At 61.9% G+C, this 21,252-nt stretch carries 21 protein-coding genes and 1 pseudogene; 15 read left to right on the top strand and 7 right to left on the bottom strand.

What is annotated here, in order from left to right; all coding sequences use genetic code 11:
- Positions 1-47: 47 nt before the first annotated feature.
- Positions 48-950, bottom strand: a complete 903-nt coding sequence (locus tag RLCC275e_RS30990) for a proline iminopeptidase-family hydrolase (protein WP_033183994.1) — start codon at positions 948-950, stop codon at positions 48-50.
- A 63-nt stretch (positions 951-1,013) separates the two neighbouring features.
- Positions 1,014-1,826, bottom strand: a complete 813-nt coding sequence (locus RLCC275e_RS30985) for a helix-turn-helix transcriptional regulator (RefSeq protein WP_171816987.1) — start codon at positions 1,824-1,826, stop codon at positions 1,014-1,016.
- A gap of 130 nt (positions 1,827-1,956) precedes the next feature.
- Here RLCC275e_RS30985 and RLCC275e_RS30980 point away from each other — a divergent pair, with 130 nt between their 5' ends.
- The 5 genes from RLCC275e_RS30980 to RLCC275e_RS30960 are packed head-to-tail and all read left to right on the top strand — an operon-like array spanning position 1,957 to position 7,925.
- Positions 1,957-2,847 (top strand): proline iminopeptidase-family hydrolase, encoded by an 891-nt coding sequence (locus RLCC275e_RS30980; protein ID WP_033183995.1) that lies wholly within the window; start codon positions 1,957-1,959, stop codon positions 2,845-2,847.
- Between the two features lie 51 nt (positions 2,848-2,898).
- Positions 2,899-3,837, top strand: coding sequence for an ABC transporter permease (locus tag RLCC275e_RS30975; protein WP_033183996.1), 939 nt, complete (start codon positions 2,899-2,901; stop codon positions 3,835-3,837).
- Entirely contained in the window at positions 3,834-4,685 is an 852-nt protein-coding gene (locus RLCC275e_RS30970) for an ABC transporter permease (protein WP_033183997.1), read from the top strand. Before RLCC275e_RS30975 ends, RLCC275e_RS30970 begins: the two co-directional genes overlap by 4 nt.
- Entirely contained in the window at positions 4,682-6,391 is a 1,710-nt protein-coding gene (locus RLCC275e_RS30965; RefSeq protein ID WP_171891375.1) for a dipeptide ABC transporter ATP-binding protein, read from the top strand. The genes RLCC275e_RS30970 and RLCC275e_RS30965 overlap by 4 nt, the downstream gene beginning before the upstream one ends.
- A gap of 19 nt (positions 6,392-6,410) precedes the next feature.
- The gene (locus tag RLCC275e_RS30960; RefSeq protein ID WP_033183998.1) at positions 6,411-7,925 is read left to right on the top strand and encodes an ABC transporter substrate-binding protein; all 1,515 of its coding nucleotides are present in this window, start codon (positions 6,411-6,413) and stop codon (positions 7,923-7,925) included.
- An 84-nt stretch (positions 7,926-8,009) separates the two neighbouring features.
- Here the strand turns inward: RLCC275e_RS30960 and yghU are convergent, their stop codons facing one another.
- Complete coding sequence (gene yghU, locus RLCC275e_RS30955) at positions 8,010-8,885, bottom strand: glutathione-dependent disulfide-bond oxidoreductase (protein WP_033183999.1); 876 nt, start codon at positions 8,883-8,885, stop codon at positions 8,010-8,012.
- A 434-nt stretch (positions 8,886-9,319) separates the two neighbouring features.
- Between yghU and RLCC275e_RS30950 the strand changes: the two genes are divergently transcribed.
- Positions 9,320-9,628, top strand: coding sequence for a putative quinol monooxygenase (locus tag RLCC275e_RS30950; protein WP_033184000.1), 309 nt, complete (start codon positions 9,320-9,322; stop codon positions 9,626-9,628).
- A 252-nt stretch (positions 9,629-9,880) separates the two neighbouring features.
- Positions 9,881-9,967: pseudogene (locus RLCC275e_RS34830) on the top strand (type II toxin-antitoxin system RelE/ParE family toxin); the annotation flags it as partial.
- A gap of 61 nt (positions 9,968-10,028) precedes the next feature.
- Here the strand turns inward: RLCC275e_RS34830 and RLCC275e_RS30940 are convergent.
- Positions 10,029-10,931, bottom strand: coding sequence for an NAD(P)-dependent oxidoreductase (locus tag RLCC275e_RS30940; RefSeq protein ID WP_033184001.1), 903 nt, complete (start codon positions 10,929-10,931; stop codon positions 10,029-10,031).
- A 160-nt stretch (positions 10,932-11,091) separates the two neighbouring features.
- Here RLCC275e_RS30940 and RLCC275e_RS30935 point away from each other — a divergent pair, with 160 nt between their 5' ends.
- From RLCC275e_RS30935 to RLCC275e_RS30925, 3 genes are all read left to right on the top strand, one after another.
- A complete protein-coding gene (locus RLCC275e_RS30935) occupies positions 11,092-11,559 on the top strand; it encodes a universal stress protein (protein ID WP_033184002.1) in 468 nt (155 codons plus the stop codon).
- A 117-nt stretch (positions 11,560-11,676) separates the two neighbouring features.
- A complete protein-coding gene (locus tag RLCC275e_RS30930; RefSeq protein ID WP_033184003.1) occupies positions 11,677-12,591 on the top strand; it encodes a DnaJ C-terminal domain-containing protein in 915 nt (304 codons plus the stop codon).
- Between the two features lie 2 nt (positions 12,592-12,593).
- Positions 12,594-12,917 carry a chaperone modulator CbpM gene (locus RLCC275e_RS30925; protein WP_130685641.1) on the top strand — a complete coding sequence of 108 codons (324 nt, stop codon included), beginning with the start codon at positions 12,594-12,596 and terminating at the stop codon, positions 12,915-12,917.
- A gap of 13 nt (positions 12,918-12,930) precedes the next feature.
- On the opposite strand, the gene RLCC275e_RS30920 is transcribed toward RLCC275e_RS30925, so the two are convergent.
- From RLCC275e_RS30920 to RLCC275e_RS30910, 3 genes are read right to left on the bottom strand one after another with little or no spacing between them, the layout of a single operon-like run.
- Positions 12,931-13,860: a phosphatidate cytidylyltransferase gene (locus RLCC275e_RS30920; RefSeq protein ID WP_033184004.1), complete on the bottom strand. Its 930-nt coding sequence runs from the start codon at positions 13,858-13,860 to the stop codon at positions 12,931-12,933.
- Positions 13,857-14,477: a lysophospholipid acyltransferase family protein gene (locus tag RLCC275e_RS30915; protein WP_033184005.1), complete on the bottom strand. Its 621-nt coding sequence runs from the start codon at positions 14,475-14,477 to the stop codon at positions 13,857-13,859. Before RLCC275e_RS30915 ends, RLCC275e_RS30920 begins: the two co-directional genes overlap by 4 nt.
- Positions 14,474-15,103 (bottom strand): CDP-alcohol phosphatidyltransferase family protein, encoded by a 630-nt coding sequence (locus tag RLCC275e_RS30910; RefSeq protein ID WP_033184006.1) that lies wholly within the window; start codon positions 15,101-15,103, stop codon positions 14,474-14,476. Before RLCC275e_RS30910 ends, RLCC275e_RS30915 begins: the two co-directional genes overlap by 4 nt.
- 216 nt (positions 15,104-15,319) lie before the next feature.
- Between RLCC275e_RS30910 and RLCC275e_RS30905 the strand changes: the two genes are divergently transcribed.
- From RLCC275e_RS30905 to RLCC275e_RS30885, 5 genes are read left to right on the top strand one after another with little or no spacing between them, the layout of a single operon-like run.
- Positions 15,320-16,306, top strand: a complete 987-nt coding sequence (locus RLCC275e_RS30905; protein ID WP_033184007.1) for a BMP family protein — start codon at positions 15,320-15,322, stop codon at positions 16,304-16,306.
- Between the two features lie 8 nt (positions 16,307-16,314).
- A complete protein-coding gene (locus RLCC275e_RS30900; protein WP_033184008.1) occupies positions 16,315-17,727 on the top strand; it encodes an amidase in 1,413 nt (470 codons plus the stop codon).
- Positions 17,724-19,256: an ABC transporter ATP-binding protein gene (locus RLCC275e_RS30895; RefSeq protein ID WP_033184009.1), complete on the top strand. Its 1,533-nt coding sequence runs from the start codon at positions 17,724-17,726 to the stop codon at positions 19,254-19,256. Before RLCC275e_RS30900 ends, RLCC275e_RS30895 begins: the two co-directional genes overlap by 4 nt.
- Complete coding sequence (locus RLCC275e_RS30890; RefSeq protein WP_033184010.1) at positions 19,246-20,295, top strand: ABC transporter permease; 1,050 nt, start codon at positions 19,246-19,248, stop codon at positions 20,293-20,295. The genes RLCC275e_RS30895 and RLCC275e_RS30890 overlap by 11 nt, the downstream gene beginning before the upstream one ends.
- The gene (locus RLCC275e_RS30885; protein WP_033184011.1) at positions 20,292-21,236 is read left to right on the top strand and encodes an ABC transporter permease; all 945 of its coding nucleotides are present in this window, start codon (positions 20,292-20,294) and stop codon (positions 21,234-21,236) included. Before RLCC275e_RS30890 ends, RLCC275e_RS30885 begins: the two co-directional genes overlap by 4 nt.
- Positions 21,237-21,252 lie beyond the last annotated feature (16 nt).

The following is a 21,252-nucleotide window of genomic DNA, read 5'->3' as shown; positions in this document are numbered from 1 at the left end:
GTCACCTCCACGGCAAGAAACGGTGTTGTCAGCGTGGACGAGTTTTCTCAATCGTGCCGTGACAGGAAACCGGAAACGGTCGCCAGGCAAAGCTGCTTTTCCTCGACATGCGGCATGTGGCTGGAATTTTCGAAGAGCACCCATTCGCAGCCCGGAACGCGTTCGAGATAGGGCCTTACCACCAGGGGTGTCGCCTCGTCGTATTTTCCCGAGATCAGCAGTGTCGGGGCTTCGATGCGGTCGAGCCTGTTCTCGATCGTCCAGTCCTTCATCGTGCCGATGACGTGAAATTCGGTCGGGCCATTCATGTTGCGGTAGACGGTGTTGTCTTCGTCCATGATCGCAAAGGTCCGCGCCACTTCGGGCGGCCACGGCACCACCCGGCAGACATGGCGGTCATAGAAGACACGCGAGGCAGCGATATAGTCCGGATCGGTGAGGCTTCCCGCCAGCTCGTGCTTCAGCAGCGTGTCCTGCACCTCCTTCGGCAGTTCCTGCCTCAGCCGGTTTGCCTCCGAAACCCAGGTGTGCATGTTCGCCGGCGAGTTGGCGATGACAAGCGCCTTCAGGCCTTCCGGCCGGCGCACCGCGTGTTCGGCACCGAGCATGCCGCCCCAGGACTGGCCGAGGAAGGCATAGCGATCCCGAATGCCGAGATGGCAAAGCAGTGCGTCCAGTTCTTCGAGAAACAGGCCGACCGTCCAGAAATCCGGGCCCTTTTCCGGAAGTCGGGTGGAATTGCCATTGCCGAGCTGGTCGTAATGGATGACCGGACGGCCGTCGAGGGCGGCGATATCCTTGAAGGAATCGACATAATCATGGGTGCAGCCAGGCCCGCCATGGGCGACGACGAGAGGTAGCTTGCCGCTCTCCAGCGAACCGGTGATGCGATACCAGGTGCGATAGTCGCGAAAGGGCAGATAGGCTTCTTTGGTCGTGACTTCGCCCACCGGTGTCTCCATCTCTTAGCAATGATGAAAAGCATAACGCGGCGGCGACGGTGAAGGCAGCTATCACAAGTTATAGGGTGGCCAATTATGGGTCGGCCGGTCTTCGAGCAGGCGGTAATGGATGGCGCGAACCACGGCCTGGGTGCGGTTGCGGGCGCCGAGTTTCTTTGTCGCGGCGTTCAGATGCATCACGACGGTCGGCACGGAACGGTCGATGATGCGGGAAATTTCCTTGGCGGAGTAGCCTTCCGCCGAATGGCGCAGGCATTCCCGTTCCCGTTCGGTCAGGCGGATCGTGCCGACGCTCTTCGCCCGCGTGTCGAAAAGCGAATAGGCGGTCTCATGGAAGACATGGGCAAGCAGGTTGAAGTCGGCGATATAGCGCAGTGCGTGCCGCTCGAAATCTTTGTTTCGGCCGAAGCGGATGCCGGTGACGGTGGCATAGTCGCCGCGTGGCATATGAACCGGGACGGTGACGCCGGTCGACATATCTCGCTCGCTCAAATAGCGCGTTACCGGCGCGGTGTCGTCGTTCATGAAACGGTTGATCAGCGTGTCGGCGTCCGGGTCGTAGTTCCAGAAGAAGGGTGCGGAGGTGCGCAGCGCCACCTGCTGCACCGGATCGATACGGAAATAGCCGCGATTGAACCAGTAGTCGTGCATGTCGTCGGAGATATTCCGCAGCTTCAGCAGCGATGGTATCATGATCGCGCCGTCGAGATCGTAGGGAACGGGTGTATAGTCGTAGATCAGCGCCTCGAAGCCGATCTGCTTCATCGCCTGAAAGGCCTGGTCGATCCGGCCGTCCAGCGTTTCGTGCGCTGTAAACTGCCGTCTGATCGTTCCGATGTCGTCAAGAATGGGGTCGTCAAGCATGGGCTGCTCCCGGGGTTCGGCATCGCGGCCCACCCTATCACTTCTTATAGCTGGCACTGAATGCGGTTTAAGGTAAAAATTTAGCCGTGCCCAAATATTGAGCAAGCGAAATCTTCTGCCGGAGCGATCAATGTGGCGTGAAATACGGCCGGACGAGCGATTCGAGATCGATGTCGATGGCTATCGCGTCGTTGCCTACAGCTTCGGGACCGGCAGCGAGACGGTTTTCTGCCTCAACGGCGGGCCGGGTCTGCCTTGCGATTACCTGCGCGAGGCGCATTCCTGCCTGATCGATAAGGGCTATCGCGTCATCGCCTTCGATCAACTCGGCACCGGCGCCTCCGACCGGCCGGACGATCTCACACTCTGGACGATCGGCCGCTATGTCGAGGAGACCGAGACGGTGCGTAAAGCGCTGGGGCTCGGCAAGGTCCACATGCTCGGCCATTCCTGGGGCGGCTGGCTGGCGATAGAATATGCGCTGACCTATCCCGAAAACCTCAAGACGCTGATCCTTGAGGATACCGTCGCCGACATGCCGCATCTGATCTCGGAACTGGAACGGCTGCGCGCAGCGCTCGGTCCCGAAACCGTCTCGATGATGCAGAAGCACGAGGCGCAGGGCACCTACAATCATCCGGAATATCTCGCCGCCGTCACCATCCTCAACTATCGCCACGTCTGCCGTCTGCCGGAATGGCCGGCACCGGTGCGGCGCTCGCTCGACGATTGGAACATGGCGCCCTACGAGACGATGCAGGGACCGAACGAGTTTCTCTATATCGGCAACCTCAAGGACTGGAACCGCATCCCCGATCTGCCGCGGCTGACGCTGCCGGTGCTCATCACGACGGGCGAGCATGACGAGCTGACGCCAGCCTGTGCGCTCAGGATGAAGCTTGCGCTGCCGAATGCCGAACTCAAGGTATTTGCCAATGCCAGCCATATGCCGTTCTATGAGAACCCGCAGGACTATTATCCGGCGCTTCTCGATTTTCTCAACCGGCACGAGGCAGGCTGATGCAACAGGAAGCGGACCGAACCCGACGAAGACAAAGGGGCGATCGCCGTCATGCATCGCTATAAATTCGTTCTGACGCGTCCGCTGCAGTTCCTGCCTGTCATCTTCGGCATCAGCGTCATCACGTTCATTCTGGTCCGGCTTATCCCCGGCGATCCGGCACGCAACATCCTCGGCACGCGCGCGACGCCGGCAGCACTTGCCAGCATCCGCGCCCAGTACGGGCTCGATCAGCCGATGTGGCTGCAATATGTCTATTTCCTCAAGAACCTTGCCAATGGCGAAATGGGCAAGTCGATCCTCTACAAGATCGACGTGCTGAAGCTGATCGTCACCCGCATCGAGCCGACGCTTGCGCTCGTCGTCTCCAGCGTCGTGCTGTCGGTCCTGATCGCAGTGCCGATGGCGGCGATTGCCGCACGCAATGCCGGCCGGGCGCCGGATCATGCGGTGCGCATCGTCTCGACCTTCGGCATCGGCTTTCCGCCCTTCTGGCTGGGGTTGATGCTGATCATCCTCTTCAGTGTCGAACTCGGTGTGCTGCCGGTTTCGGGCTATGGTGCAACGATCCGCGAAAAGCTGTCGCATCTGGTGCTGCCGAGCCTGACGGTCGCGCTGTCGCTCTCGACCGTGCTGACGCGCAGCCTGCGGGCGGCGATGATCGAGCAACTGAAGTCGGATGTCGCGACCGCGGCGCGCGCTCGCGGCATGCCCGAAGGCATCGTCTTCTGGCGACACGTCCTGCCGAATTCGCTGGTGCCGACGATCAATCTGCTTGCCGTCAATATCGGCTGGCTGATCGGCGGCACTGTGGTAGTCGAGAGCGTCTTTGCGCTGCCCGGCATGGGACAGCTGCTGGTCAGGGCGATCTTCTCACGCGACTACATGGTGGTGCAGGGCGTCGCCATGGTCTTTGCCTGCGCCACCGTGCTCATCAACTTCATCGCCGACATTGTCACTGTCGCCGTCGATCCGAGGGTGAAGCTATGAGCATCGAGGCGATCGCCCCCGCATCCCCCGGCTGGCGCCGGTTCTTCGGCCGGCGGCCGATGCTTGTGCTCAGTGCCGGCCTGCTGCTGTTCTTCGTGCTGGTGGCGGTCGGCGCGCCCCTCGTCGCGCCCTACGACCCGATCATGCAGAATGCCGAGGTGCGCCTGCAGGCGCCGTCATTGTTGCATCCCTTCGGCACCGACAATTTCGGCCGAGACATCCTCTCCCGCGTCATCTGGGGCGCCCGCCTCGACCTGCAGATGGCGCTGATCGGCGTCATCTTCCCCTTCGTGATCGGCACGACGGTCGGCACGATCGCCGGCTTTTTCGGCGGGATCGTCGATGCGCTGTTCATGCGCCTCGTCGATATCATCCTCGCCTTCCCCTTCCTGGTGCTGATGCTGTCGATCATCGCGATCCTCGGCCCCGGCCTCGGCAGTTTCTACATCGCCATGGCGCTGGTCGGCTGGGTCTCCTATGCGCGGCTGATCCGGGCGCAGATGCTGGTGCTGAAAGGCAGCGACTATGCCGTTGCCGCCGTCAGTCTCGGCTTCAGCCGCCCGCGCATCATGTTCCGCCATCTGCTGCCGAACGCGATCGCCGGCTCGATCGTCTTTTCGATGTCCGATGCGACGCTGGTGCTTCTCAGCGGCGCTGCCGTCAGTTATCTCGGCCTCGGCGTCCAGCCGCCGATCGCCGAATGGGGTGTGATGGTCGCGGAAGGACAGAGCTTCATCACCACCGCATGGTGGATCACGCTGTTTCCCGGTCTCTCCATCGTCTGCCTCGCCTTCGGCTTCAGCATGCTGGGCGACGCGCTCGGCGAACTGCTGGGGGTGCACGAATGAGCGGATCCGTGCTGTCCGTCCGTGATCTCACCGTCAGGGCGCATGTCGATTCCGGCCCGCGCACGCTGCTCGATGCGGTCTCGCTCGACCTCGGCAAGGGCGAGATCCTCGGTCTTGTCGGCGAGAGCGGCTCGGGCAAGAGCCTGTTCTGCCGTTCCCTGGTGCGTCTGCTGCCCTCCTCGCTGCTGAAGATCGAAAGCGGTAGCGTGCTGCTCGAGGGGCGCGACCTCATGCGGATCGATGATGGCGAGATGCTGAAAGTGCGCGGCGGCGAGATCGGCATGATCTTCCAGAACCCGACCAGCCATCTCGACCCGGTGATGCGGATCGGCGATCAGATCGCCGAGGGCATCCGCTATCACCAGAGCCTCGGCGCCCGCGAGGCCCGCGCCGCAGCGACGGAAATCCTGGCGCAGGTCGGCTTCCCCGATCCGAAGCGCCAGTACGACAGCTATCCGCACGAATTTTCCGGCGGCATGCGGCAGCGCGCGATGATCGGCGTGGCGCTGTCCTGCAATCCGAAAATCCTGATCGCCGACGAGCCGACGACGGCACTCGACGTGACCATCCAGGCGCAGATCCTGCGGCTGTTGATTGACATTCGCGATCGGCGCGGCCTGTCGATCATTCTGATCACCCACGATCTCGGCATCGTCGCCCAGACTTGCGACCGCATTGCCGTGCTGCGCGGCGGCAAACTGCTTGAAGAGGGGCCGAAGCGGACGATTCTGGCGCGGCCGCAGCATCCCTATACGATCAACCTGATCAACAGCCACCCTTCCCTGCCGGGCGAGATATCAGCGCCATTGCCGGAGCTTGCCGAGGCCAGCCAGCCGGCGAGACCGTTACTCGAAATCGATGACCTCCACGTGCGTTTCAGAGCCGGCGGCGCCCTGCTCAGGGGCGGTGCTAAGACGGTCAGCGCCGTTGCCGGCGTCAGCCTGCAGATCATGCCGGGCGAGACGGTCGGCATCGTCGGCGAATCCGGCAGCGGCAAGAGCACGCTTGCCCGCGCCGTGCTCGGCCTCACCCCGCTTTCTTCGGGTCACGTCACCTTCGACGGCGTCGATCTGGCGCTACAGAAAAGCGCTGGCCTGGCAAAGCTCAGGCGCGAGACGGCGATGGTGTTCCAGGACCCCTATAATGCGCTCAATCCGCGGCTGACGATCGGGCAGATGCTGGCCGAGGTGCTGAAGGTGCAGGGCAAGGTCGCCAAGGCCGATATCCCTGTTCGAATCGGCGAACTGCTCGATCTCGTCGGCCTCGAACGCGAATTCGCCGGCCGCAAACCGCGCAGCATGAGCGGCGGCCAGTGCCAGCGCGCCGGCATCGCCCGGGCGCTGGCCGTCGATCCGAAGCTGATCATCGCCGACGAATGCGTGGCCGCCCTCGACGTCACCATCCAGGCACAGATCATCGAACTCTTCCGCGATCTCACGGCGAAGATGAACCTGACGCTGATCTTCATCGCCCATGATCTCGCAATCGTCCGCAATCTCTGTGAACGGGTCGTCGTGATGTATCGCGGCGAGATCGTTGAGGAAGGCCGCTCCGAAGAGGTCTTCGCGCGGCCGAAACATCCCTACACGGCGGCGCTGATCGCTGCCATTCCTGACATCGATCCTGACAAGCCGCTGCTTCAAGGTGTCGGCGGCAAGGACGATCCGCATTCGATGCCGATTCAATCAATCAAACGCATGCCATAACAACGAAGGGAACGAACTCATGACAAACAGGTGGAAATCAATCGGGCTTGCAGCCTTGCTCGCCGGTCTGACGCTCAGTGCAAGCTATGCCGAGGCCGCCGGTGTACTCACCATCGGCCGCCGCGAGGATTCGACGACGTTCGATCCCATCAAGACCGCGCAGAACATCGACAACTGGGTGTTCTCCAACGTCTACGACGTGCTGATCCGCGTCGACAAGACAGGCACGAAACTGGAGCCGGGCCTTGCCGAAAGCTGGACCACCTCGGATGACGGGCTGACCTACACGTTCAAGATCCGCGACGCGAAATTCTCCGACGGTTCGCCGCTGACGGCGGAAGATGCGGCCTACAGCCTGCTGCGCATCCGCGATGACGCTGCATCGCTCTGGAGCGATTCCTATAAGGTGATCGACACGGCCGTGGCGACCGACGCGCACACGCTGACGATCAAGCTCAAGAACCAGTCCGCGCCGTTCCTTTCGACGCTGGCGCTGCCCAATGCCTCGGTCATCTCCAAGAAGGGCATGGAATCGCTCGGTCCCGACGTCTATGGCGAAAAGCCGATCGCATCCGGCGCGTTCACCGTCGAGGAATGGCGGCGCGGCGACCGCGTCATCCTGAAGAAGAACCCGAATTTCTGGCAGGCGGACCGGGTGAAGCTCGACGGTGTCGAGTGGATCTCGGTGCCTGACGACAATACCCGCATGCTGAACGTTCAGGCCGGCGAGCTGGATACGGCGATCTTCGTTCCCTTTTCTCGCGTCGAGGAGTTGAAGAAGGACCCGAACCTCAACGTCGATATCGACGCTTCGACTCGCGAGGATCATCTTCTGATCAATCATGCGCATGGCGCGCTCGGCAAAAAGGAAGTCCGCCAGGCGCTGGATCTCGCGATCGACAAGAAGGCAATCGTCGATACCGTCACCTTCGGCCAGGGCACCGTCGCCAACTCCTATATTCCGAAGGGCGCGCTCTATTATTATGCCGACAACCTGCAGCGGCCTTATGATCCCGAAAAGGCAAAGGAGTTGCTGGCCGCCGCCGGCGTCTCGGACCTGACGCTGAATTATCTGGTCCGCGCCGGCGACGAAGTCGACGAACAGACGGCCGTTCTGGTCCAGCAGCAACTGCAGAAGGCCGGCATCACCGCCAATTTGCAGAAGGTCGACCCGAGCCAGGAATGGGACATGATCGTTGCCGGCGACTACGACGTCTCGGTCAACTACTGGACCAATGACATTCTCGATCCGGACCAGAAGACCACCTTCGTCCTCGGCCACGATTCCAACAACAACTATTCGACCAACTACAAGAACGAGGCGGTGAAGGAACTGGTTGCCAAGGCGCGTCTCGAGCTCGACCCGAAGAAGCGCGAACAGATGTATGTCGATCTGCAGAAGATGGCCAAGGACGACGTCAACTGGATCGACCTCTATTACAGCCCCTATATCAACGTCTCTCGCAAGAATATCGAGAACTTCTACCAGAACCCGCTCGGCCGGTTCTTCCTGGAAGACACGGTCAAGAACTGAGTTCGGGCAGCATGCAAATGCTCCGCCGCCGTAAAGGCGGCGGAGCATCATTTGTTGCGGCGACAAGTGGCTGAGGCCGCTCGCTTACTCGGCGGCCGCGAGCTTGTCCTGCGTCCTGGTGTCGAAGTCGCTGGCGTCGTGGCGCTCGTGCAACTGGCTCGAGGGATCACCGGAGAGGCGGTTGACCATCCGGCCGCGTTGCACGGCCGGCCTGCTGTGGATGGTGTCGGCCCAGCGCAGCACGTTCTTATAGTCCTCGACCTGCAGAAACTCGGCTGCACCATAGGTCCAGCCCTTCACCAACCCGCCATACCAGGGCCAGACGGCAATATCGGCGATCGTATATTGGCTGCCTGCCAGATACTCGCTTTCGGCGAGGCGACGATCGAGCACGTCGAGCTGACGCTTCACTTCCATGGCGAAGCGGTCGATCGCATATTCGATCTTCGTCGGCGCATAGGCGTAGAAATGGCCGAAGCCGCCGCCGAGATAGGGCGCGCTTCCCATCTGCCAGAACAGCCATGACAGGCATTCGGCGCGCGCGCTCGGTTCGGTCGGCAGGAAGGCGCCGAACTTCTCGGCGAGATAGGTGAGGATCGCACCGGACTCGAAGACACGGATCGGCTTTGGCCCACTGCGGTCCATCAGCGCCGGTATCTTGGAATTGGGATTGACCGCGACGAAGCCGCTTCCGAACTGGTCGCCATCGCCGATCTTGATCAGCCAGGCGTCATACTCCGCACCTTCATGGCCAAGGGCCAGCAGCTCCTCGAGCATGATGGTGACCTTCTGGCCGTTCGGCGTTCCGAGCGAATAGAGTTGCAGCGGATGGCGGCCGATCGGAAGCTCCTTGTCATGCGTCGGTCCCGCGATCGGGCGATTGATGCTGGCGAACTGGCCGCCATTCACCTTGTTCCAGGTCCAGACCTTCGGGGGTGTATAATCGGGAGAACCGCTCATCTTTCAAACTCCTGGCATTGATCGGACAGAGCGCGACGCCAGTTGGGCTGCCGCATTTTTCCTGACATAGCAGAGGCGATGAGGTTTTGTCACAGGTGTCGGCGCGGTTTCACGCAATCGTCAAAGCGCCGGCCACATATAAATTTACGGTGAAGACATAAAATCAGGCAGGAAAAACAACACCTGTAAGACTGTTGCAAAAGTCTTGAGAAATGCACGGCGGGTGCAGTGTCAGCTCTCTCAGCAACTGCGGACGCTGCGACGTTCAGCCAATGCCGCCGCGTGCCTTATTCCTCAAATTACCGCAATGGGAAAGTAAAGAGAGTTCCGCAAGGATTGGATCTCGATGCCAGAAATTATACGGTTGAGGGTTTATGACACGAAGCCAATTGGTGGCCGAGAGACACTCGCGATGATCAGAACAGGAGAGTAGAATGACAAGGTTCGCCCTATACGTTCCGCTTGAAGCCAAGCCCGGCAAGGAGAAGGAGGTCGCGGACTTCCTGCGGTCGGCAGTTCCTTTGGTGAATGCCGAGCCCGGCACGATCTCGTGGTATGCGATTCAAGAGGGGCCTTCCTCTTTCGCGATATTCGATACGTTTGATGACGAGGCTGGACGCGACGCGCATCTCAACGGAAAGGTCGCCGCCGCGTTGATGGAAAATATCAAGGCAGGCGACATGTTCGCCAAAACACCGGAAATTCATAAATTGGGTATCATCGCGGACAAATCGGCGAAGTAAAGGGCCTGGCGATCTGGGATGTCGAGCCCGTTCGCAGACGGGCGTTTTTTCAGAATTGCCGAGTTTGAAATAAATGGGTCAAAACTGGCGAGAAGCCCTATAGTACAAGGCCTTCTTGCGTGTTGCAGAATGCCTGGTTTACGCAACACGCAAAGGCCCTGGTATCGTCTTCGGATTTATAGGGGCGATGGTGTTTGTAAGCTTTTTCGATGATCTTGTTAGGCAACACGGAGACCAGGCGGCTCTTGGAACGTGTACAGAAAGATCTCCGTTGGCTCTCATTTTCTGTACTTCAAAATTAAGGACGCGGGCCAGATCATCATCGTGCGCATCCTTCATCAAAGAATGGAAGTAGCCAAGCACCTGGTAGGCTGTTGCGGGGATTGCTTGAGTATTGCGGTCAGCTACCAATGTCGGTGCTGCCGAGGATTTCGTCCAACTGCCCGACGAGCACACGGCTGCCCTCCACGTCGGTCGCCATCCTGGAGAAGACGTCCGCCATGCCGCGGAAGATGGTCGCTGCCGGATCATCCTCGCCGAGGAAATCGGCGATCTCCTGCATTTCGGCAACCCACCGATAGGCTTTCGGATACATGTCGGGTATGGATCCCGACAGCTTGCGATCGATGTCGGGAAGGCTTTCGGAGAGTTCGGCTTTCAGGCTTTCGGCGGCACCCGAACGCGATGCGGCAAGCAGCATGGCGGTGCCAAGGCCGACAAATCCCTTGTTGATGCCGGCATAACACATCTTCAGTGCCGAGGCGGCGCCGAGCGGTCCGTCGAGCCTGCGGATCCGCAGGCCGCAATCCTCGATCAGCCGGCTTCGCTCCGCGGTGTCGCCGCTGATATAGATGGTCGGACCTGGCTTGCCGGGGACCGGCGGCCCGCCGATGATCGCACCGTCAAGCGCCTCGACGCCGCTGCCTTCGAAGCGTGCCGCCAACGCCTGCATCGTTTTCGGCGCGATGGCGTTGAGGTCGACGAAGGGTGGCGGGACCGGCATCCCCGACGATATGTCCGCGATGAGGTCTGCGACCTTGATCGCCTCAGCCGGCGGAACGATCGACAGGATCAGCTCGGCCTTCGTCAGCTCCTGGCGGCCGACCGGCACCATGCCGGCTGCCTTTGCCCGCGCAATCGTCCGCTCGCTCCTGCCCTCGAGGTAAGTCAGCACCGTAGCGCCGTGGTCGATCAGCCGTTTGGCGACGGCACTTCCCATCGCGCCCGATCCGATAATCGCAAAATTCGGCATATGAACCTCAATCAGTGACGACGTCAGGTGAGAAATGTTGCCGAGGGCCATGCCGTCAACTGCGACGATTCAGCCGGAGGTCCGTTCCGAAGCAGTTGGCCATTTCATGCGCGCTGCCGTTGCGGCACTACTGCTTGATATTCGTCAATGTCGGGACAGTCGACACCGGTATGATCGGTGCTATCATTCGCATTCGAGGATATGGATTTCAATGTATCGAACGATCATCTGCGGTATCGGCATGGGTTCCAGACAGACGGCAATCCGCATCCTTCGCCGGGCTGCAGCGCTGTTGGATGAAGGTGGAAGCGTCATCGTCATGCACGTCATCGAGAATATCCCGCACCGTCACCTGATGGACCTCCCCGAAGAATTCGAAACGAACGCCATCGTCGACGCCGAAAAGAAACTGTCATCGCTCTGCAAGGAGCTGGAAATACCGGCGGTCATCGAGGTTCGCATCGGTGTTGCGGCCTCCCTGCTGGTGTCTTCAGCAAGGGAGAAGTCGGCCGATCTCATTCTGCTTTCATCGCATGTGCCCGATATCACCGACTACGTCTTCTCCTCGATCGTCGAAAAGGTCGTGCGCCACGCCGGATGCTCGGTTCTTGTCGATCGGCGGCCAGCGCCAGCGCTTGAAGGCTCAGCATCTCAAGCGGAAGATGTGGCACCGCTCTAACCTCCACAAGGCCTCCTGAAGAGCAATCCGGGCGGCCTCCCCTCCCCGACGGCGGCCCGGCAACCTATATCATCCCCAAACCAACCAGCAGTATTCGCTGCCCGACCGGAGATATGTATGAGCCAGGATCCATATGAGCTTCTGGGCGTAAAGCGGGATGCGACGCAAAAGGATATTCAAAGCGCGTTCCGCAAGCTCGCCAAGAAGCTCCACCCCGACCTTAACCCCGGCGACAAACGCGCCGAGGAGCAGTTCAAGGAGATTTCGGCTGCCAACGAGATCTTGAGCGACGAGGAAAAACGCGGCCGCTTCGACCGCGGCGAGATCGATATAACCGGCGCCGAGCGGGCGCAGCGCAACTATTACCGCGACTATGCCTCGAAGAACGGCCCTGGCGATCCCTATCACAACAGTGCCGGCTTTGCCGACTTCGGCGATGCCGACGATGTCTTTGCCAATTTCTTTTCGCGCCGTGCCGGCGGCGGCCAGACCCGTGGTCGTGGTCGTGACCGGCAATTTTCCATGGAGGTTGACTTTCTTGAGGCCGTCAACGGCACCAGGACGGAGATCAAGCTGCCGAGTGGCCCGGCGCTCGACGTACAGATCCCGCCGGGGACGCGCGACGGCCAGACCTTGCGGCTGCGCGGCAAGGGCGAGCCGGGCATCGGCGGCGGGCCGGCGGGCGATGCCCTGATCGAAATCCGTGTGCGCCCGCACAGTTTCTTCTTGCGAGACGGTGACGATATCCGCCTGGAACTGCCGATCTCCCTCAGCGAGGCCGTGCTCGGCGGCAAGGTTCGTGTGCCGACGCCGTCCGGACCAGTTAATTTGACGCTGCCACCTCATTCGAACAGCGGCAAGGTCCTGCGTCTCAAGGGCAAGGGTGTTGTAAAACGCGGCGGCGAACATGGCGACGTCTACATTTCGCTGAAGATTGTGCTGCCCGACGCCCCGGATGAACGGCTGACGGCCTTCATGAAGGAATGGGCGACGGCAAACTCCCACGATCCGAGAAAGAACATGGAGGCTTGATCATGGATGATCTCGAATTCCGTCTTTACTTGAAAATCGACATCGTCCAGCTCGACCTCTGGATCGAACAGGGTTGGCTGATCCCGGAGACGTCAGGTGGCCAACGGCAATTTCGCGACGCCGACGTCGCACGCGCCCGGCTGATCCTCGATCTCATGGCAAACATGGGCGTCAACGAAGCCGGCGTCGATGTCGTCATGGAGCTGGTCGACGAGCTGCACGGCCTTCGGGGAACGATGGGCAAGCTGATGACCGCCATCAGCAAGCAGGAGCGGGATGTTCAGCACCGGCTGTTCGAGAGCCTCGAGGAGATCGACCGGCTTTAGCCAGAACCAGCTTCTACGTGGTGAACCAATAGCGGACGATGTGGAAGAACAGCGGCGCGGCGAAGGTGATGGAGTCGAGGCGGTCGAGCACACCGCCATGGCCCTCGATCACATAGCCCCAGTCCTTGGCATTGAGATCGCGCTTGATGGCCGAGAGCACGAAGCCGCCGAAGAAGCCGGCGACGACGATGACCGTGCTGATGGCAGCGGCCTGCAGCGGTGAGAACGGCGTCAAGCGATAAAGCAGTGTTCCCGCGAGGATGGCGGAGGCGCCGCCTCCGACCAGCCCTTCGATCGTCTTCGACGGACTGATATTCGGCGAGAAGCGGTGCTTCCCGAGGAGCTTGCCCCAGACATACTGGAAAACGTCGCTGAGCTGCACGACCACGACCAGATAAACGAGAAGAAGTGCCGGCGGCGTGCCGGTCTCCAGCATGAGGAGTGCCGGGGCATGGCTGATCGAATAGACCGTCAGCATCAATCCCCATTGCACCCTGGCGCTGCGGGCCAGGAATTCGTTGACGTCGCCCGTTAGGGTCGCCACTGCCGGCAGGATCAGGAAGGCATAGACCGGGATGAAGATGGAAAAGAGGCCGTACCACTCGGTTCCGAGCAGCACGTAATGGATCGGCAGCACCACGAAGAACGACAAGAAAAGCGCCAGATGATCGCCGCGTCGCGATGGCGTCAGCGTCCAGAATTCGCGAAGCGCCATAAACGATAGAAATGCGAACAGGATGACCGTCGACGTTTCGCCGAGCAGGATCGCGCCGCCGAAGACGGCAACCATGATCCACCAGGAGCGGATACGGGCGTTGAGGTTCTGAACGGTGGCGACGGAGCCGGGTTCTGTCGCGCGTCGCTGCAGGATGAAACCGATGGCCGAGGCGACGGCAAGCAGGCCGAGGATCGCGGCCAGCACGATGGAGAAAAGGCTGGTCATGCGGCATGCCCCCCATCTGCGAGCTCAATCACCGCTGCGCGGGCGCGGGTCAGGAATTCGGCCTTTTCCTCGCCTGGTTCGACGCGGAGCGGCTTGCCGAAGCGCGCCGTGCAGGTGATCGGGACGATCAGCATGCTTCCCTTCGGCAGGATGCGCTGAAGGTTGTCGAGATGGATTGGCACCAGATCGACGTCCGGAAAACGGCAGGCGAGGCGATAGATGCCGCTGCGAAACGGGGCGATCTCATCGGTGGCGCTTCTCGTCCCCTCAGGAAAAATCAGGATCGAACGACCTTCCTCGAGCAGGCGCTCGAGAGGCTCCAGCGGATTGCTGTCCGGCGCAGGCTTGCGGTCTATCAGAACGGCGCGCAGGCATTTCTCCGCGATAAAGCGGCGAAAAGCGCTCGTTCCCCAATAGTCGCGCGCCGCAATCGGGTGGGTCAGCCGGCGCACCGGCCACGGCAGGGCGGCCATGACGGCGACGGTATCGACATGGCTGTTGTGATTGGCGAAATAGATGCGGCGGCTGGAATCGGGCGTGCAGCCCCGCCACTCGCTTCGGGCGCCGACCAGGATACGGACGAACAGCACGAGAAGGCGACGAATGAGGGCGATCATAGTCTCTCCAGGGAACGGGCAAGCGTTATCGTGCGTGTGATGCATGTAACAAGGCTGCCGGCCGCGATGACCGCAGATGCCAGGATCAGCGACCAGTGGCTGCCGGATATCAGCGTCTCGACGCTCTGGGCGAGGAGGCCCGCCGTCAGCACCGCCATGCGGCGCTGCTTGGCCATGACGCCGCTGAAGTCCTGGGGAAGGCCGACCGATCCTCCGAAGACCCTGATATAGGCGGTGAGTGCGGCGAGCAGCGCAGCCAGCCAGCCGAGCCAGCCAAAGCCGCAGGCATAGCCAGCCGCGATGAGAAACAGGCTGTCGGCAACCCGGTCGGGAAATTCATTGTAGAGCGGCCCGCTCTTGGTTTTCTTGCCGCCTTCGATCGCGACCATTCCGTCCAGCAGATTGCAGACGAGCCGCAGTTGCACCGAGATCGCGGCACAAACCATGGCAATCGGATGTGTTGTGAAAACGATGAGCGCTGCGCCTATACCTGCGAATACGACCGATAAAAGCGAAATGCCGTTCGGCGTCGCGCCACTCCGCGCCAGCCACGCGCTGAGGCCGATGGCCCAGGACGACGACCGGCTCGCGATCGGTCGCCGCGAGGCGCCCTCTTCTTCCCCCATTTCATGTCCCCCAACCCCAATGATACTTGCATATCCTGCCGACGTCGTCACGCCAAGACATAACACCTTGTAAATCCAGCCCATCGCCTCCGCGCTTCGACGAGCCGGCGGCGAGCACGGGTCGAACAGCCTGATTTTTAAGCCTGTTTGCTGCTTGACACATTTTTGGGCGCTACTATGATTTTTGAACCAAATGGTAAAAAAGGGGAACAATCAATGACCAAAGATATCCTGATTTCACGCCGGGCAGTGATCGCGTCCGGCATTGCGCTTGGGGTCAGCGGCTTTGCCCCGCTGGCAAGGGCGGCTGCGCCGCTGAAGGTTGCCGGCATTCATGCGTCGCCGGTGGAAAATGCCTGGAACTCCTGTCTGCACAAGGCCCTGCAGGACGCGGCCAAGGAAGGCGTGATCGAATATGTCTTCTCCGAAGGAGTCTCCGGCACCGATTATCCGCGCGCCATGCGCGAATATGCCGAACAGGGCAACAAGCTGATCATTGGCGAGGCCTATGCGGTGGAGAAAGAGGCCCGACAGGTCGCGGCCGATTATCCCGATACCGCTTTCGTGCTGGGTTCGAGCGGCGAGCAGGCCGGCGACAATTTCGGCGTCTTCGGCACCTGGAACCATGACGGCGCCTATCTTGCCGGCATGCTGGCGGGCAAGATGACCAAGTCGAATGTCGTTGGTTCGGTCGGTGCCATTCCGATCCCCGAGGTCAACATGCTGATCAATGCGTTCGCGGCCGGCGTCAAGGCGGTCAATCCGGACGCAAAGCACCTCGTCTCCTTCATCGGCACCTTCTTCGATCCGCCGAAGGCCCGTGAAGCCGGTCTTGCCCAGATCGACGCCGGCGCCGACATCCTGTTCGGCGAGCGCATCGGCACGGCCGATGCCGCCAAGGAGCGCGGCATCAAGTCCGTCGGCTCGCTGATCGACTACACGCCGCGTTATCCGGATACGGTTTTTGCCAACGCAATGTGGTACTTCCGCCCGATCCTGGACGCTGCGATCGCCGATGTCGCTGCCGGAAAGCCGGTCGGCAGGAACTACACGTCCTACGGCCTGATGAAGGAAGGCGGCAGCGATATCGTCTTCGTCAAGGGCGTCGCACCCGCCGAGGCTGAGGCTGCCATGGAAGCCAAGCGGGCGGAGATCAAGGCCGGCAGCTTCGAAGTTCCGAAGATGATGGACGAGCCGAAGTAATTCGGCTGATGCGTGGCGATGCGACGGATCTGGCGGCAGCGATCAGCCATGGCAAGGTGAGCGCTGCAGAGGCGATGCAGGCTTCCCTTGAGGCAGCTGCGCGGCAGGAGCCGCTCGGCGCCATCGCCTATCTCGATGCCGCCATGGGCCTTGCCTCGGCCGACGACCGGGACGGTGAGCGGCGGAGCGCGCCCGATCGCTTTGCCGCCAGGCCCTTTGCCGGCGTGCCGACCTTGGCAAAGGATCTTGGCGGCCCCTTTGCCGGGCTACCGGTCACGGCCGGATCCGGTCTTTTCGAAAGAACGGTCGGCGAAGCGGATTCCGATCTAGCTGTCCGTTTCCGCGACGCCGGCTTCTGCCTGTTCGGCCTGACGACCAGCCCGGAATTCGGCCTATCGCTCGCCAGCGAACCGGCGATCGGACCTGTCTGTCGCAACCCACTCGATCCGGCACGAACCGCGGGCGGCTCATCCGGTGGTGCGGCGGCAGCGGTTGCCGCCGGGATCGTCGCGATCGCGCATGCCACCGATGCCGGCGGCTCGATCCGCGTGCCCGCCGCCTGCTGCGGCCTTGTCGGGATGAAGCCGACGCGCAGCGCCATCCCGGGTGGGCCATCTTTCGGCAACCACCTTGCTGGCATTGCGAGTGAACTCGCAGTCTGCCGTTCGGTGCGGGATACGGCGCTGATTTTCGACGAGCTGAGCGGCAATTCACGAGGTCCCTTTGCGGATCCCTCCCCTGTCGATATTGACAACGGGCGTTTGCGGATCGGGCTGCTTGTCGATACCGGCTCAGTCTATCCGACTGAGGGCGCTCGGCTCGCAGCCATCGGGGATGCGGCTCGAGCTCTCGAGAGCGACGGGCACGAGATCGTTCCGCTGAGTTGGACCGAGTTCGAATGGAGTGTCACCGCCAGCGGCCGCGCCTTCGCGGATATCGTCTCCGTCAACCTTGCAGCACTCATAAAGGCGGCGGCGCTTGACGAAAGCAGGGCCGAGCCTCTGACGCAGGCTTTCGCGGCGCGCGGACGAGCGCTGTCGGCCACCATGCTTTGGAACACGCTGAGCGAGGCCGTCCTGGTGAGCGGTAAGCTCTGGACACTCTTCGACAGGGTCGATTGCATCCTGATGCCGATGCTGTGTTCCGCGCCCCTTGCGATCGGCTCCTTTCCGTCCGATCATGCCGACACGGATCTGCATCTCGAGCGGATGACGGCATTTGCGCCGCTTGCCTGCCTCGCCAATATTTCGGGCTTTCCTGCTTTGACACTGCCTTTCGGACAGGATGAGCATGCCATGCCGCTGCCGGTGCAGATCATGGCGCCGATGGGTCACGAGCCGCGCCTGCTGTCGCTTGCCGGGCGCCTGGAGGCCGAGGGGCGATGGCAGCATCGTTTTCCCGTTGCAGGACTACCGTCATGACCGGGCCTGTTCTGGAAATTATCGGCGTCAGCAAGCGTTTCGGCGACAATCTCGCCAATGACGATATTTCCATGACGCTCGCCAGGGGAGAGGTGGTCGCCCTGCTTGGCGAGAACGGCGCGGGCAAGACCACGCTGATGAGCATCCTTTTCGGCCATTACATGCCGGATGCCGGCCGCATTCTGATCGAGGGCACGGAGGTGCCGCAGGGCAAGCCGCGTGCGGCGATCCGCGCCGGCGTCGGCATGGTGCATCAGCATTTTTCGCTCGCACCCAATCTGACCGTTCTCGAAAATGTCATGACCGGCACGGAAATGCTGTGGTCCTGGCGCTCAAGAACGTCCGCGGCGCGGAAGAAGCTCTTGGCAATTTCCGAGCGCTTCGGCCTGAAGGTTGATCCGGATGCCCGCCTTGGCGACCTGTCGGTCGGCGAGCAGCAGAGAGTCGAGATCCTCAAGGCGCTCTACAACGACGCCCGCATCCTGATCCTCGACGAGCCGACGGCGGTGCTGACCAATATCGAGGCCGAACGGCTGTTCACGACGCTGAGGGAAATGGCGCGCCAGGGCCTGTCGCTGATCTTCATCTCGCACAAGCTCGACGAGGTCATGGCGGCTGCCGACCGCATCGTGGTCCTGCGCGGCGGCAAGATGGTCGCTGAACGCAAGGCGTCGGAAACCAGCAAGGCGGAGCTCGCCGAACTGATGGTCGGGCGCCGCGTGACGCGGCCCGTGCGCGAGCCGTCGACACCCGGCGCCGTTGCCCTCGAAGCTGCCGATGTGACGGTCCGCACCGGCGGCATTGATCGGCTGAAGTCGATCAGCTTCCAGCTGCACCAGGGCGAGATCCTCGGCATCATCGGCGTTTCAGGCAATGGCCAGGCGACATTGGCGCATCTTCTCTCCGGTATGCTGGCGCGCAGCGCCGGCGACCTGCTGCTGTTTGGCGAAGCCATCGGCAATCTTGGTGTTAGCGATGCCGTCGACGCGGGCATCGGCCGCATTCCCGAAGACCGCAACGAGGAGGGCGTGATCGGCGAAATGGCGATCTGGGAAAACGCCGTGCTGGAGCGCATCGCATCGCCGGCGTTTTCTCGCCGTGGTTTCGTCAACCGCAAAGCGGGTATGGCGTTTGCCAGGGAGATTATCGACGGGTTCGATGTTCGAGGCGGCGGCCCGGCCATTCGCGCCCGGCTGCTCTCCGGCGGCAATATGCAGAAGCTCATTCTCGGCCGCAATCTGCATCGGCGGCCGCGCATCCTGATCGCGGCGCAGCCCGCGCGTGGCCTCGATGAAGGGGCCGTGGCCGCCGTCCACGCACGCCTGCTCGAAGCCCGCCGGCAGGGTACCGCCGTGCTGCTGATCTCGGAAGACCTCGACGAGGTGATCGCGCTTGCCGATCGCATACAGGCAATCGTCGGCGGGCGCCTGTCTCCGCCCGTCGAGGCCGAAAGCGCCGACGCCCGCAGGCTGGGGCTGATGATGGCCGGCGAATGGCAGGAAAACCCAGAGGCCGGCCATGCGATTTGAGCGCCGCGAGCACCGCCCGCTTTACCTGCTGATCGTCACGCCTGTGATCGCGGTGATCGCAGCGCTGGCGCTTTCGGGCATCTTGATATCGATCGCCGGCGCGCCGGTGTTCGATGCCTATTGGCGCATCCTGACCAGTGCCTTCGGCTCGCGGCTGTCGGCGACCGAAACGCTGACGCGGGCAACGCCGCTGATGCTGACGGGGCTTGCTGCCGCCGTCGCCTTCCGGGCGCGGCTCTGGAATATCGGCGCTGAGGGCCAGTTCTATCTCGGCGCCATCGCCGTTGCGGCGGCAAGCTCGAAACTGCTCGGCAATCTTCCCGCTCCCATTCTCATCCCGCTGCTGCTGCTCGTCGGCGCCATTGCCGGCATGGTGCTGATCCTGATCCCGCTCTGGCTCAGGCTGCGCTTCTCGGTCGATGAGGTCGTCACCAGCCTGCTCCTGAATTTCATCGCCGTGCTCTTCGTCTCGATGCTGATCGACGGCATCCTCAAGGATCCGCTGGCCTTCGGCTGGCCGCAGTCGCAATCCGTCAGCGATCACGCCATGCTGCCGAAGCTGGTCGCCCGCTCGCGCCTGCATATCGGCTTTGCGATCGCGATCGGGCTGGCCATCATCGTCCATTTCGTCCAGTCGCGCACCGTGTTCGGCATGCAGTCGCGCGCCGCAGGTCTCAATCCCGGCGGGGCCGTCTTTGCCGGCGTCCCGCTCGGCAAAACGTTGGTGAAGGTCGCCTGTCTCTCCGGTGGGCTTGCGGGGTTGGCGGGAGCGATCGAGGTCATGGGCGTCAAGGGTTATGTGACGACCGATCTGTCGCCGGGCTTCGGTTATGCCGGTATTGTTGTCGCCATGCTCGCCAACCTCAATCCACTCGGTGTCGTCTTCGCCGCCATTTTCACCGCCACCATGTTCGTGGGGGCGGACGGCATGAGCCGCGGTCTCGGCATCCCGACCTATATCGCCGATGTCACGGTGGCCCTGTCGCTGCTGACGATGCTGATCGCCTTGTTCTTCACGCAATACAGGATCCGGCGATGATGCAGCTCTTCGACATCATCGCTTCCGCCGGGCTCTGGGCGGCAATCCTGCGGATCGCCACGCCGCTGATTTTCGGCACGCTCGGCGCCCTGCTCTGCGAACGGGCGGGCGTGCTCAATCTCGGCATCGAAGGCATCATGACCTTCGCCGCAATGATCGGCTGGCTTTCGGTCTATCACGGCGCCGATCTCTGGACCGGCCTGCTGATTGCAGCGGTGGCCGGCGGCGTCTTCGGCCTGTTGCATGCAGGCCTGACGGTGACGCTTGGCCTCTCCCAGCATGTCTCCGGTCTCGGCGTCACGCTGTTTGCCTCCAGCTTCAGCTATTATGTCTTCCGGCTGATCGTGCCGCTTGCCAATACCCCACCCACCATCGTGCCGTTCCAGCCGATCGCCATTCCCGGTCTCTCGACATTGCCCTTCATCGGGCCGGCCTTCTTCACCCAGACGGCGCCGACCTATCTGGCAATCACTATCGCCCTGCTGATGGCCTACATCATCTTCCGCACGCCCGTCGGCCTTGCAATCCGCATGACCGGCGAGAACCCGCATGCGGCCGAAGCCCAGGGCGTCAATCCGATGAAGGTGCGCTACGGCGCGGTGATTGCCGGAAGCGCGCTGATGGGAATGGGCGGCGCTTTCCTGACATTGTCGGCGTTCAACAGCTTTTTCCCCACAATGGTGCAGGGACGCGGCTGGATCTGCATAGCGCTCGTCGTCTTCGCCTCCTGGCGGCCGGGGCGCGCGCTGTTCGGCGCGCTGCTCTTTGCCTTCTTCGACGCCTTCCAGCTTCGCCTGCAAACCGCACTCAGCGGGCTCGTGCCCTATCAGCTGTTTCTGATGACGCCCTATATCCTTTCCATTGCCGCCCTTGCCGTCATGGCCCGCCGCGCCCGCGTTCCGCAGGCGTTGATGCAGCCCTATCGCCGCGGCGAACGCTGAAACCGCCCACATCCAA

Origin of the sequence: Rhizobium brockwellii (assembly GCF_000769405.2) — a bacterium.
GTDB classification, from domain to species: domain Bacteria; phylum Pseudomonadota; class Alphaproteobacteria; order Rhizobiales; family Rhizobiaceae; genus Rhizobium; species Rhizobium brockwellii.
The sequence above is the reverse complement of the archived record's forward strand: the minus strand, read 5'-3'. Positions and strand labels throughout refer to the sequence as shown.

Excerpts from the sequence above, each read along its gene's own strand:
- RLCC275e_RS30985 (WP_171816987.1), bottom strand. The coding sequence starts at position 1,826 with ATGCTTGACGACCCCATTCTTGACGACATCGGAACGATCAGACGGCAG.
- RLCC275e_RS30980 (WP_033183995.1), top strand. The coding sequence starts at position 1,957 with ATGTGGCGTGAAATACGGCCGGACGAGCGATTCGAGATCGATGTCGAT.
- RLCC275e_RS30975 (WP_033183996.1), top strand. The coding sequence starts at position 2,899 with ATGCATCGCTATAAATTCGTTCTGACGCGTCCGCTGCAGTTCCTGCCT.
- RLCC275e_RS30970 (WP_033183997.1), top strand. The coding sequence starts at position 3,834 with ATGAGCATCGAGGCGATCGCCCCCGCATCCCCCGGCTGGCGCCGGTTC.
- RLCC275e_RS30965 (WP_171891375.1), top strand. The coding sequence starts at position 4,682 with ATGAGCGGATCCGTGCTGTCCGTCCGTGATCTCACCGTCAGGGCGCAT.
- RLCC275e_RS30960 (WP_033183998.1), top strand. The coding sequence starts at position 6,411 with ATGACAAACAGGTGGAAATCAATCGGGCTTGCAGCCTTGCTCGCCGGT.
- yghU (WP_033183999.1), bottom strand. The coding sequence starts at position 8,885 with ATGAGCGGTTCTCCCGATTATACACCCCCGAAGGTCTGGACCTGGAAC.
- RLCC275e_RS30950 (WP_033184000.1), top strand. The coding sequence starts at position 9,320 with ATGACAAGGTTCGCCCTATACGTTCCGCTTGAAGCCAAGCCCGGCAAG.
- RLCC275e_RS30940 (WP_033184001.1), bottom strand. The coding sequence starts at position 10,931 with ATGGCCCTCGGCAACATTTCTCACCTGACGTCGTCACTGATTGAGGTT.
- RLCC275e_RS30935 (WP_033184002.1), top strand. The coding sequence starts at position 11,092 with ATGTATCGAACGATCATCTGCGGTATCGGCATGGGTTCCAGACAGACG.
- RLCC275e_RS30930 (WP_033184003.1), top strand. The coding sequence starts at position 11,677 with ATGAGCCAGGATCCATATGAGCTTCTGGGCGTAAAGCGGGATGCGACG.
- RLCC275e_RS30925 (WP_130685641.1), top strand. The coding sequence starts at position 12,594 with ATGGATGATCTCGAATTCCGTCTTTACTTGAAAATCGACATCGTCCAG.
- RLCC275e_RS30920 (WP_033184004.1), bottom strand. The coding sequence starts at position 13,860 with ATGACCAGCCTTTTCTCCATCGTGCTGGCCGCGATCCTCGGCCTGCTT.
- RLCC275e_RS30915 (WP_033184005.1), bottom strand. The coding sequence starts at position 14,477 with ATGATCGCCCTCATTCGTCGCCTTCTCGTGCTGTTCGTCCGTATCCTG.
- RLCC275e_RS30910 (WP_033184006.1), bottom strand. The coding sequence starts at position 15,103 with ATGGGGGAAGAAGAGGGCGCCTCGCGGCGACCGATCGCGAGCCGGTCG.
- RLCC275e_RS30905 (WP_033184007.1), top strand. The coding sequence starts at position 15,320 with ATGACCAAAGATATCCTGATTTCACGCCGGGCAGTGATCGCGTCCGGC.
- RLCC275e_RS30900 (WP_033184008.1), top strand. The coding sequence starts at position 16,315 with ATGCGTGGCGATGCGACGGATCTGGCGGCAGCGATCAGCCATGGCAAG.
- RLCC275e_RS30895 (WP_033184009.1), top strand. The coding sequence starts at position 17,724 with ATGACCGGGCCTGTTCTGGAAATTATCGGCGTCAGCAAGCGTTTCGGC.
- RLCC275e_RS30890 (WP_033184010.1), top strand. The coding sequence starts at position 19,246 with ATGCGATTTGAGCGCCGCGAGCACCGCCCGCTTTACCTGCTGATCGTC.
- RLCC275e_RS30885 (WP_033184011.1), top strand. The coding sequence starts at position 20,292 with ATGATGCAGCTCTTCGACATCATCGCTTCCGCCGGGCTCTGGGCGGCA.